The sequence below is a fragment of the Streptomyces sp. NPDC054841 genome (genome assembly GCF_053611045.1).
Map to the genome: position 1 here is coordinate 1 of NZ_JBSGZO010000380.1, position 8,354 is coordinate 8,354.

Genomic DNA, 8,354 nt, shown 5'->3' on the forward strand with positions numbered 1-8,354 from the left:
CCCCCACCGGTAGGAGTGGGGAAGCGGCGGGCTCGGGCGCGTGAGGCCGGGGTGCTACGACCGCTGGATCAGCGGGCGTAGTACTCGACGACGAGCTGCTCGTCGCAGATCACCGGGATCTCCTTGCGGTTCGGCTCCCGGTCCATGCGGAAGGCGAGCGCCTTGAGGTTGACCTGCAGGTAGCGCGGGGTCTCACCGTCGGGCGCGTAGCCACCCTCGCGGGCGACCTGGAACGGGTGCTTCTCGCGGGAGCGCTCGCGGACCGTGACGACGTCGTCCGGGCGGACACGGAAGGAAGGCTTGTCGACCTTGCCGCCGTTCACCTCGATGTGGCCGTGGACGACCATCTGACGGGCCTGGTAGATCGTCCGGGCGATGCCGGAACGGAGCACCAGGGCGTCGAGACGGCGCTCGAGCTCGATGATCAGGGCCTCGCCGGTCTTGCCCTGAACCTTGCTGGCGCGCTCGTAGGCGCGGACCAGCTGACGCTCGGAGACGTCGTACTGCGCACGAAGGCGCTGCTTCTCGAGCAGACGGACCTTGTAGTCCGAGTTCTGCTTACGGCCACGGCCGTGCTCACCCGGCGGGTACGGGCGGGCCTCAAAGTACTTGACGGCCTTCGGGGTCAGAGCGATGCCGAGCGCACGCGACTTCTTGACCTTGGGTCGCGACTGGTTCACGTGGAACCTACCTCCATGTAAGTTAGGTGAGCCTTACCTTATTCGAGGAGGACGTAATGTCTCGACCACATGGGATCCCCCTGCCCAGTGCGCATCGCAGTTCGGACGACTCGAAAGAATCGGTGTCCGCTTACGACGACGATGAGCAAGGTCAGCCGCGTCCCAGGGAAGGCGCTCGACAGCCCACCATGGCCGAGCGCGTACGAACCCTCGTTGAGTACAACGCCTCAGTATCCCTCACGCTGCCGGGTGCTCGCGACCATGGCCCCGGCTTCTGGGAGCCTGCCGCGCGCACCGTCACACCCGAGGGTGACGTCGTTCTCCTTGTGCCCTGGGATTCTCCCACCGCCAGGGCCGCCGCGTACGCCCAGGACGACGACCTGACCGCCGTGATGGAGATCACGGACGTCGCCCCCGTCGCGGTGCGCCAGCGCATCCGCGGCCGCGCCTGGCTGGCCGGCTGGCTCACGGCCGTGCGCAACGACGACCGGGCCCGGTACACGGAGCTGCTCGCCGAGCGGCACCCCGTGGGCGCCGTGCTGGAGACCGGCCAGGACCGGCCCGCCTGGATGCTGCTGCGGCTGGAGGTCGGTGAGATCTCGGTGGACGACCTGTGGGGCGCGGGCTGTGTGGAACCCGAGGATCTCGGGCGTACGGAGCCGGATCCGATCGCGCGGCACGAGGCGGAGCTGCTTCAGCATCTGCACTCCGCGCACAGCGACCAGGTGCGCGGCCTGTCCACCCTGCTCGGCGACCGGACGGACGAGACGTACGTGGCGGTGCGGGACGTGGTGCCGGTGGCACTCGACCGGTTCGGCCTCCGGGTGCGCTTCACCGGGCCGGAGAACCGTACGTTCGACGCGCGCTTCGACTTCCCCGAGCCGGTGCGGGACACCGGGGGTCTGCGGCACGCGATGCACACGCTGTTCACCGCGGCGACGCGGTGAGAAGCGGTGAGAAGCGGTGAAAAAGTGAGGAAGCCGGCCGGCAGGGACGCCCGCCGACGGCCTCACGAGCCGGACGAGCCCTCGCCGCGCAGACGCTCACGGACCTTCTCCACCACGTCCGCGTAACGCGCCTCCGCGCCGTACCGCGTCGGTTCGTAGTAGCGCTTGCCGTGGACCGCGTCCGGCGCGTACTGCTGCGGGGCGATGGCGCCCGGGACGTCGTGCGGGTACACATACCCCTGGGCGTGGCCGAGCTTGGCCGCGCCCTTGTAGTGGCCGTCGCGGAGATGGGGCGGGACCGGGCCCGCCAGGCCCTGGCGCACATCCGCCAGGGCGGCCCCTATCGCGGTCGTCGCGGCGTTGGACTTCGGGGCGAGGGCCAGGGCGATCGTGGCGTGGCTGAGCGTGAGGGCCGCCTCGGGGAAGCCGATCATGGCCACGGCCTGAGCGGCGGCGACGGCGGTCGGCAGGGCCGTCGGGTCGGCCAGCCCGATGTCCTCGCTGGCCGAGATCATCAGCCGCCGCGCGATGAAGCGCGGGTCCTCCCCCGCCTCGATCATGCGGGCCAGATAGTGCAGCGCCGCGTCGACGTCGGAGCCGCGGATGGACTTGATGAGGGCGCTCGCCACGTCGTAGTGCTGGTCGCCGTCGCGGTCGTACTTCACCGCCGCGCGGTCGACCGTCTCTTCCACCGTCGTGAGGAGGATGTACTGCTCGCCCTTGGCGAGGGCGGCACCGGCCGCGGCCTCCAGCGCGGTCAGCGCCCGCCGGGCGTCGCCCCCGGCGATGCGCAGCAGATGCGCCTCGGCGTCGTCGGGCAGCGTCACTGCGCCGCCCAGGCCGCGCTCCTCGGTCAGCGCCCGCTTCATGAGCCCGCGCAGATCGTCGTCGGTGAGCGGCTCCAGCGTGAGCAGCAGGGAGCGGGACAGCAACGGGGAGATCACCGAGAAGTACGGATTCTCGGTGGTCGCGGCGATCAGCGTCACCCAGCGGTTCTCGACGGCGGGCAGTAGTGAGTCCTGCTGGGCCTTGCTGAAGCGGTGGATCTCGTCGAGGAAGAGGACGGTCTCCTTGCCGAAGCCGCCGGCGGCGCGGCGGGCCCCGTCGATGACCGCCCGGACCTCCTTGACGCCCGCGGTGATCGCGGAGAGCTCGACGAAGCGCTTGTTGGTCGCCTTCGACACCACGTACGCGAGGGTCGTCTTGCCCGTGCCCGGCGGGCCCCACAGGATCACCGACGAGGCGCCCGCGGGCCCGCCGCTGCCCTCTGCCCCTTGCTCCACGAGTCGACGCATCGGCGACCCCGGCTTCAGCAGATGCTGCTGGCCGACGACCTCGTCGAGGGTGCGCGGACGCATCCGGACGGCCAGGGGACTCGCGGACGGGTCCTTCTCCTGGCGTTCCTCAGCGGCTGCGGTAAAGAGATCGGGCTCCACAGGGACGAAGCCTAAGTGAGAGCACTGACAACGCGGCCGCGGCCCGGCCGGCCGGAGCGGCCGCTGCCCGTCAGCTGATCCAGAAGTCCCACCAGCGGGTCAGGATCAGCATCCCGATGACGCCGGTGTGCAGCACCGGCAGGACCCAGGTGAACTCGGAGAGGAAGCTCTTCGCCCACGCCGGGGCCGGGAGCAGGCCGGCCCTGATGTTGTGCGACGTCACGTACCAGAACATGAAGATCGTGGCGACCCAGGCGAGGCAGCACCACAGGCACAGCGCGTTGATGTTGTAGAGCGACTGGTACTGGAGCCAGGTGCAGAACGCGACGCCGAAGAGCGTGCCCGCGTTGAACGTCAGCCAGTACCAGCGGCGGAAGCGGGCGCCGGCGAGCAGGCTCATGCCGACGCAGATCACGATCCCGTAGGCGACGAGCCCGAGCATCGGGTTGGGGAACCCGAAGGCGGAGGCCTGGTCGCTCTCCATCACGCTGCCGCACGAGACGATCGGGTTGAGGCTGCACCCGGGGGTGAAGGTCTTCCCCGCGATCTTGGCCTCGAGGATCTTGAACTTGTCGATCGTGATGACCCAGGCGGCCAGCAGCCCGGCCGCGCCGGTGATCACCAGCAGCCACCCGAACGCGCGGCTGCCGCCGACCGTGCCTCGCACGCCCTCCACTTCCTGGCCGGAGGACACGCCGTCAACCGCTGCAGTCGTCATATCGCCGTTCCATCACTCGGTCACTGCTGGGGCATGGTCATTCTGCCGCACGTCCGCCCGTGTCCACCGTTCGATGGGGATAAGGAAGTCCGGGATCCGGCCATGGCACGGGGCCCGGACCGTCGGGAAACGGTCCGGGCCCCGTGTGCACGGCCGTGCTCAGGAGAGCTTCGCCCGGATCTCCGCGATGACCGCGTCGACAGCGACCGGGGTCTGCTCGCCGGACTCCATGTCCTTGAGCTGGACGACGCCTTCGGCGAGGTCGCGCTCGCCGGCGACGATCGCGTACCGCGCACCGCTCCGGTTCGCGTTCTTCATGGCGCCCTTGAGGCCCTTGCCGCCGTACGAGAAGTCCGCGGCGACGCCTTCCCTGCGCAGCTGCGTGACGACCCCGAAGAGGACGCGGCGCGCCTCCTCGCCGAGCGGGACGGCGAACACGCTGGTGCTGGCGGGCAGTTCGAGCTCGATGCCCTCGGCCTCCAGCGCCAGGACCGTACGGTCGACACCGAGGGCCCAGCCGACGGAGGGAAGCGCGGGGCCGCCGATCATCTCGGACAGTCCGTCGTAACGGCCGCCGCCGCCCACCGCGGACTGCGAGCCGAGACCGTCGTGGACGAACTCGAAGGTCGTGCGCGTGTAGTAGTCGAGGCCGCGCACCAGCTTCTCGTCGTCCTCGTACGCCACACCCGCCGCGCCGAGCAGCTCGCGCACCTCCTCGTGGTACGCCTTGCACGCGTCGCACAGGAAGTCGCGCAGCAGCGGCACACCCACGAGCTGCTTCTGGACCGAATCGCGCTTGTCGTCGAGGACCCGCAGCGGGTTGATGTCGACGCGGCGGCGGGTGTCCTCGTCCAGGTCGAGCGCGCGCAGGAAGCCCTGGAGCGCGTCGCGGTAGACGGGACGGCACTCCTTGTCGCCGAGCGAGTTCAGCAGGATGCGGAAGTTCGCGAGGCCCAGCGAGCGGTACGCCTGGTCGGCCAGGATGATCAGCTCGGCGTCGAGCGCCGGGTCCTCGGCACCGATCGCCTCGGCACCGACCTGCGAGAAGTGCCTGTAGCGGCCCTTCTGCGGGCGCTCGTAGCGGTAGTACGAGCCCGAGTACCAGAGCTTGACGGGCAGGTTGCCGGCCTTGTGGAGGTTGGCCTCCAGCGCCGCGCGCAGCACGGACGCAGTGCCCTCGGGACGCAGGGCGAGCTCGCTGCCGCCCTTGGTCGTCAGGGTGTACATCTCCTTGGTCACGATGTCGGTGGACTCGCCGACGCCGCGGGCGAACAGCTCGACGCTCTCGAAGCCGGGCGTCTCGATGTAGCCGTAACCGGAGTTCTTCAGCGGGGCGGAGATCGCGTCCCGCACCGCCAGGAACTTCGCGGAGTCCGGCGGGATCAGGTCGTACGTGCCCTTGGGGGCCTGGAAGGTACTCACGGAAGGTCTCGTCACATTCCTCGTCGGGGAGCGGACTGTGCGCTCCCGAGGCCGGCGGCCACGTCCCTCAGATAGGGGTTGGTGGCGCGCTCGCGGCCGATGGTCGTCTGGGGGCCGTGGCCGGACAGCACCACGGTCGAGTCGTCGAGCGGCAGGCACACGCGGGCCAGCGAGTCGAGCATCTCGGCCATGTCACCGCCGGGCAGGTCGGTGCGTCCGATGGAGCCGGCGAAGAGCAGATCGCCCGAGAAGAAGACGGACGGGATGTCCGCGGCCTCGGGCATCTGGAAGGTCACCGACCCCTTGGTATGGCCGGGCGCATGCGCGACCGAGAACTCCAGACCGGCCAGACCCAGCTTCGCGCCGTCCGTCAGCTCGTGGACGTCGTCCGGCTCCCCCACGGTCAGCTCGCCCATGAGCGGCATCCCGATGGAGCGGCCGAGGGCCTTCTCCGGGTCGCTCATCATGTACCGGTCGGCGGGGTGGATCCACGCCGGTACGTCATGGGCTCCGCACACCGGGACGACCGAGGCGACATGATCGATGTGGCCATGGGTGAGCACGACGGCGACGGGCTTGAGCCGATGCTTCTTGAGCGTCTCCTCGACTCCCTGGGCCGCCTGGTGGCCCGGGTCGATGATCACGCACTCCTCGCCTGCGGCCGGGGCGACCAGATAACAATTGGTCCCCCAGGCCCCGGCGGGGAACCCGGCAATAAGCACGATCGTCCTCGGTGTGTAGTCCGACGGGAATGTTGTCTCGAAGCTGCCTCGAAGCAGTTTCGAAATGCGGCAGATCAGAGCCTACCGGCGCTGCTCGTTACACAGCCAACCCGTATACGGTACGGGCACAATCGGCCGGACAGATTTGCGACGACGCATTCGACGTACGACGCATACGACGTACAAGGAGAAGACCCGGTGGTCAGCAGCGATCAGCGGCGGCGCCAGCTCGCCAGGGAGAAGTTCGAGCGGCAGCAGCGGCGCCGTGAGGAGGCCCGTAAGCAGGCCAAGCGCCGCAACACGATCATCGCGGCCGCACTCGCCGTGGTCCTGGCGGCGGGTGCCGCGGCGTACGCCTCGGTGGGTCTTTCCGACGGCGGCTCGGGCAATGACGCGTCGGTGCAGGAGTCCGCCGCCCCGACGCCCACGGAGAGCGAGAGCAGCGTTCCCGAGCCCAAGATGGCCATCGACCAGAAGGCCACGTACACGATGTCGCTCAAGACCACCCAGGGCGACATCACGCTGACCATGGACGCGGCGAAGACCCCGCGCACGGTGAACTCGTTCAAGTACCTCGCGGACAAGGGTTTCTTCGACAACACGAAGTGCCACCGGCTCACCACGCAGGGCATCTTCGTGCTGCAGTGCGGTGACCCGAAGGGCGACGGCACCGGCGGCCCGGGCTACACGATCCCGGACGAGAACCTGACGGGGCTCGGCAAGGCGGGCGCGGACGGCACGGTGACGTACAAGGCCGGCACGGTGGCGATGGCCAACACGGGGCAGCCGAACAGTGGCGGCAGCCAGTTCTTCCTCGTCTACAAGGACAGCAAGCTTCCGCCGGGCTACACGCCGTTCGGCACGATCGACGCGGAAGGGCTGACGGCGGTCACGACGGTGGCGGCGGCCGGAGTCGAGGGCGGCGCCAAGGACGGAGCCCCCAAGAAGCCCGTCACCATCAAGAAGGCAGCGGTCAGCAAGGGGTGACCCGGCGAATTCGGCAGCGCCGAGTGCGGACAGCCGGGCGGCCGGTCGCCTAGATTGGCGTTGTGCAGCGCGGGCTGATGTCGCGTTGTGGAGGGCGGGCGAGGCCCGTCCAGGAAACTGTGGACGATGCCCGGGGGCGGAGCCCCTCGCAGGCATCATGTGGAGGAGGCGCTGTGAGCAGCGACCCGTGGGGCCGCGTCGACGAGACGGGCACCGTGTACGTGCGGACTTCCGAGGGCGAGCAGGTCGTCGGATCGTGGCAGGCCGGAACTCCCGAGGAGGCACTGGCCTACTTCGAGCGCAAGTACGAGGGCTTGGTTGTCGAGATCGGCCTCCTCGAGAAGCGGGTGAAGACCACCGATCTGTCGGCGAAGGACGCGACGGCCGCGATCGAGCACATCCGTCAGCAGGTCGACGAGCATCACGCCGTCGGTGACCTCGACGCGCTGCGCAAGCGGCTCGACGCGCTCGTCGCAACCGTCGACGCGCGCCGTGAGGAGCGCAAGGCGCAGAAGGCGAAGCAGACCGACGAGGCCAGGCACGCCAAGGAGGCGCTGGTCATCGAGGCCGAGGAGCTGGCGCAGAGCGAGCAGTGGCGGGCGGCCGGTGAGCGGCTGCGCGCGCTGGTGGACACCTGGAAGGGCCTGCCCCGGCTCGACCGGAAGTCCGACGACGAGCTGTGGCACCGCTTCTCGCATGCGCGCTCGGCGTTCTCCAAGCGACGCAAGGCGCACTTCGCCTCGCTGGACGCCCAGCGCGAGGTGGCCCGGCAGACGAAGGAGCGGCTGGTCGCCGAGGCCGAGTCGCTGTCCGGATCGACGGACTGGGGCCCCACGGCCGCCCGCTACCGCGAGCTGATGGCGGAGTGGAAGGCCGCGGGCCGTGCCCAGCGCGAGCACGAGGACGATCTGTGGAACCGATTCCGCGGTGCCCAGGACGTCTTCTTCGCCGCGCGCAGCGGGGTCTTCGCCGAGCGTGACGCCGAGCAGGCCGAGAACCTGAAGCTGAAGGAAGAGCTCGCGGTCGAGGCCGAGAAGCTCCTGCCCGTGACGGATCTGAAGGCCGCGCGCGCCACCTTCCGCTCCATCAACGAGCGCTGGGAGGCCATCGGCCATGTCCCGCGCGACGCCCGGCCGAAGGTCGAGGGCCGGATGCACACGGTCGAGCGGGCGATCCAGGAGGCCGAAGAGGCCGAGTGGCGCCGCACCAACCCGGAGGCGCGGGCTCGCGCGGCGGGTCTGACCGGTCAGCTGCAGGCCGCCGTCGACAAGCTGCGTCAGCAGATCGACACGGCTCGTGCGGCGGGCAACAACGCGAAGGCCGACAAGCTCGCGAAGGAGCTCGAGGGCCGGCAGGCGCTGCTGGACCAGGCGCTGAAGGGCCTGGAGGAGTTCGGCGGCTGATCTGCCGTCACGAAGGCCCCGGTACGGGTTCCCGTACCG

8 protein-coding genes are annotated in these 8,354 nt (G+C 69.7%); 3 read left to right on the forward strand and 5 right to left on the reverse strand.

Translation table 11 applies throughout. The features are described from left to right. Positions 1–68 precede the first annotated feature (68 nt). Positions 69–680 carry a 30S ribosomal protein S4 gene (rpsD, locus tag ACWGI8_RS33760; RefSeq protein WP_453666812.1) on the reverse strand — a complete coding sequence of 204 codons (612 nt, stop codon included), beginning with the start codon at positions 678–680 and terminating at the stop codon, positions 69–71. A gap of 188 nt (positions 681–868) precedes the next feature. Here rpsD and ACWGI8_RS33765 point away from each other — a divergent pair, with 188 nt between their 5' ends. After that, entirely contained in the window at positions 869–1,627 is a 759-nt protein-coding gene (locus ACWGI8_RS33765) for a DUF2470 domain-containing protein (RefSeq protein WP_453666814.1), read from the forward strand. Positions 1,628–1,689: 62 nt separating this feature from the next. Here the strand turns inward: ACWGI8_RS33765 and ACWGI8_RS33770 are convergent, their stop codons facing one another. The 4 genes from ACWGI8_RS33770 to ACWGI8_RS33785 all read right to left on the reverse strand — a co-directional run bounded on the left by ACWGI8_RS33770 (position 1,690) and on the right by ACWGI8_RS33785 (position 5,925). Continuing rightward, positions 1,690–3,063 carry a replication-associated recombination protein A gene (locus ACWGI8_RS33770; RefSeq protein WP_453666816.1) on the reverse strand — a complete coding sequence of 458 codons (1,374 nt, stop codon included), beginning with the start codon at positions 3,061–3,063 and terminating at the stop codon, positions 1,690–1,692. A 70-nt stretch (positions 3,064–3,133) separates the two neighbouring features. Beyond that, positions 3,134–3,781, reverse strand: coding sequence for a vitamin K epoxide reductase family protein (locus ACWGI8_RS33775; protein WP_453666818.1), 648 nt, complete (start codon positions 3,779–3,781; stop codon positions 3,134–3,136). 159 nt (positions 3,782–3,940) lie between these two features. Further along, a complete protein-coding gene (gene hisS / locus ACWGI8_RS33780) occupies positions 3,941–5,203 on the reverse strand; it encodes a histidine--tRNA ligase (protein ID WP_453666820.1) in 1,263 nt (420 codons plus the stop codon). An 11-nt stretch (positions 5,204–5,214) separates the two neighbouring features. After that, complete coding sequence (locus ACWGI8_RS33785) at positions 5,215–5,925, reverse strand: MBL fold metallo-hydrolase (protein ID WP_453666821.1); 711 nt, start codon at positions 5,923–5,925, stop codon at positions 5,215–5,217. A 198-nt stretch (positions 5,926–6,123) separates the two neighbouring features. On the opposite strand from ACWGI8_RS33785, the gene ACWGI8_RS33790 reads away from it, so the two are divergent. Then, positions 6,124–6,912, forward strand: coding sequence for a peptidylprolyl isomerase (locus ACWGI8_RS33790; RefSeq protein ID WP_453666823.1), 789 nt, complete (start codon positions 6,124–6,126; stop codon positions 6,910–6,912). Positions 6,913–7,085: 173 nt separating this feature from the next. Further along, a complete protein-coding gene (locus tag ACWGI8_RS33795; protein WP_453666825.1) occupies positions 7,086–8,315 on the forward strand; it encodes a DUF349 domain-containing protein in 1,230 nt (409 codons plus the stop codon). Positions 8,316–8,354 lie beyond the last annotated feature (39 nt).